This is a genomic window from Bryocella sp., from assembly GCF_058498515.1.
The window spans coordinates 1-2,564 of record NZ_JBMHYI010000069.1 but is presented as its reverse complement, the minus strand read 5'-3'; the positions used below and the strand labels follow the sequence as shown (position 1 = coordinate 2,564).

The following is a 2,564-nucleotide window of genomic DNA, read 5'->3' as shown; positions in this document are numbered from 1 at the left end:
TTCTTGCGTACAGGTAGCTCCAGCACGCCCTGGATGCGCGTGCGCGTGGTCTGCGGTTTATGGGTGACGATCGCCAGCTTTTGTCCGAGCAGCGCGTTGAGCAGCGTCGACTTGCCTGCATTCGGCCGCCCGACGATCGAAATGAATCCGGAACGAAGTGCCATCTGTCTATGATCGCACTTATAGACGCCGCAGGCTCACTCGGGCTCGCTCGAAGCCACAACCCCGGCCAGCGAAAGCCGCACCCGCTCCACCAGCCGGTCAGTCGATTCGATGACCTCGAGCCGCAGCGGGCCGTCCTCAATCACCTCGCCGGGAAGCGGAATATGCCCGGCGATCTCGCTCACCAAACCGCCGACCGTAGTCGCCTCATACCCCGTAAGCAGCTGCGGAAGTACATCCTCGACCGGCGAGTCCTCTTCAAACGAAGCTTCATCGCCGGGCACCCGGTTTGTTTGGAGACTCTCACCAAACAAATCCCGCAACCGGCTCACTTCAAAGCTTCCAGGCACCACAAAGGCGCCATCCGCTTCGGCGACGGGCTCATCCTCGACTGGCGCATCATGCTCGTCTTCGATGTTGCCAACGATTGCCTCGAGCAGGTCCTCAATCGTCACCAGACCGGCGACGCCGCCATACTCGTCAATGACCACGCCCATATGCTGCTTCTGGCGCTGCATCTCGCGCAGCAACTCGTTGACCTTCTTACTCTCGGGCACAAACGCAGCCGGACGCTGCAACTGCGACACCTTCCGCCGCGCCGCCTCCGTATCCTTCACACCAAGCATGTCACGCGCGAACACGATGCCCGTAATGTCGTCGATCGACTCGCCGTACACCGGAACGCGCGAGAAGCCGTGCTCATTCACCTGCGCCGTAAACTCTTCAAGCGACATCGATCCCGGAACTGTGAACATCTCCGGCCTCGGCGTCATCACCTCGCGCACCACCTTGTCACCAAACTCGACCACGCTGCGCACCAGCTCGCGGTCGCTCTCTTCCAGGATTCCCTCTTCTTCGCCGGCCTCCAGCAGGGCGTCCATGCCACCATTCTGATGCTCCGGCTCTTCCGCTTCGGGCTCCGCGAGGCCCGCAATCGACAGCAACAAGCCAATCGCCAGCGTTACAGGAAGCATGATGTAGAACAGCCCGCGGATCAGCCACGCGACACGCCCGATCCACTGCCCACGCGTTCGCGTGAAAAACAGCTGCGGCAGCAGGCGGTCGAAGAAAACCAACACCAGCAGTAGCTCAAATACCGTGCGGCCGATTTCGGCGGCATCATGTCCGACGTTTCCGCGCAGCCGAATCGCCATCAGAAAGGCCAGAGCGCAGAGCGCAATCTGCCGTAGCACCGATGCCGACATCGTCGCCGACTCACGGCTGAGACTCAGCTTTGGCTCAACCCAACGCTCCCATGCGTCGATATTCTCTGCATACTCGCGAGAGAGAAACTTGCCCATCTCGAAGTAGATTCGGTCGATATAAGCCGATAGCGCGAGCAGGCACAGCAGCAAGGCGATCGACAATCCAAAGATCCAGTTCATGCCACCGCCCTGGACTTCCGCGTCTTTGTTGCTCGTGCGATCAAGTTATTAGGCAGGCGCAGTCGCGTTCGCAGTTCCGCCTCTTTCGCAGCCATCTCTCCGTCGTCGATTTCGTGGTCCATGCCATCCAAGTGCAACAACCCGTGCAGCAGCAGCACGCGCACTTCATCACGCAGCGTATGCCCGTGCGCAGCCGCCTGACGCCGCGCCGTGTCCAGCGATATCGCAAGGTCGCCCGCAAACTCTTCTACCATCTCTTCCGCAGCGGGAAAGCTCAGCACATCAGTGGCCTTGTCCTTGCCGCGGAACTCGCGGTTCAGCCGACGCAAGGTTCGATCCCCCGCGAGCAGCACGCTGACCTCGCCGCGCATACCCAAAGCAGATTGCGCGGCGGCGACGAACCGGCTGAGACCGCCGCGTGAAAGGCCCAGCGCGCGCCAGTTGTCGGAGTCAGTTGCGTCGTCAGCTCCCTGCCCTCGCGGAGGTTCCAAGGTCATCATGATTGCTCTGATGCTATCGCAAGCCGACTGGCTATTGCGGCTTCAGGGCAGGTTTGCGAGGCTCCTCGGTGGACAGCGCCATCGGATTGCCGTCGATTGCCAGGGGAAGCTGCTCGGCGCGGCCATGGCTGTCGTACGCCCGGACGATCCGCTGCACCAGCTGATGACGAACTACGTCGACATCCTCAAAGTGGCAGAACTTGATGCCTTCCACGCCGTCCAGCACATGCAGAGCTTCCAGCAAGCCACTCTTCTTCGGGTTCGGCAGGTCGATCTGCGTGAGGTCGCCGGTGATGACGGCCTTTGAGGCATTGCCGAGCCGGGTGAGGAACATCTTCATCTGTTCGTTGGTGGTGTTCTGCGCCTCATCCATGATGATGAAGGCCTCCGAGAGTGTGCGCCCGCGCATGAAGGCGAGTGGCGCAATCTCGATCACATTGGTTTCGAGCATCTTGTCGACCTTGATCGGATCGATCAGATCGTAGAGCGCGTCGTAGAGGGGCCGCATGTAGGGGTC

General features: G+C 60.9%; 4 protein-coding genes. All 4 read right to left on the bottom strand.

The window, feature by feature from the left end; all coding sequences use genetic code 11:
- Window positions 1-164: GTPase (locus AC5E6W_RS20255; RefSeq protein ID WP_491754152.1), on the bottom strand; the 164-nt coding region annotated here is incomplete at its 3' end.
- A gap of 33 nt (window positions 165-197) precedes the next feature.
- Window positions 198-1,547: a hemolysin family protein gene (locus AC5E6W_RS20250; protein ID WP_491754151.1), complete on the bottom strand. Its 1,350-nt coding sequence runs from the start codon at window positions 1,545-1,547 to the stop codon at window positions 198-200.
- Window positions 1,544-2,047, bottom strand: coding sequence for an rRNA maturation RNase YbeY (gene ybeY / locus AC5E6W_RS20245; protein WP_491754150.1), 504 nt, complete (start codon window positions 2,045-2,047; stop codon window positions 1,544-1,546). Before ybeY ends, AC5E6W_RS20250 begins: the two co-directional genes overlap by 4 nt.
- Before the next feature lie 31 nt (window positions 2,048-2,078).
- A partial coding sequence (locus AC5E6W_RS20240) for a PhoH family protein (RefSeq protein ID WP_491754149.1) occupies window positions 2,079-2,564 on the bottom strand: 486 nt, incomplete at its 5' end.

Bases quoted from the DNA above. Each gene is read 5' to 3' on its own strand.
- AC5E6W_RS20250 (WP_491754151.1), bottom strand. From the start codon at position 1,547: ATGAACTGGATCTTTGGATTGTCGATCGCCTTGCTGCTGTGCCTGCTC.
- ybeY (WP_491754150.1), bottom strand. From the start codon at position 2,047: ATGATGACCTTGGAACCTCCGCGAGGGCAGGGAGCTGACGACGCAACT.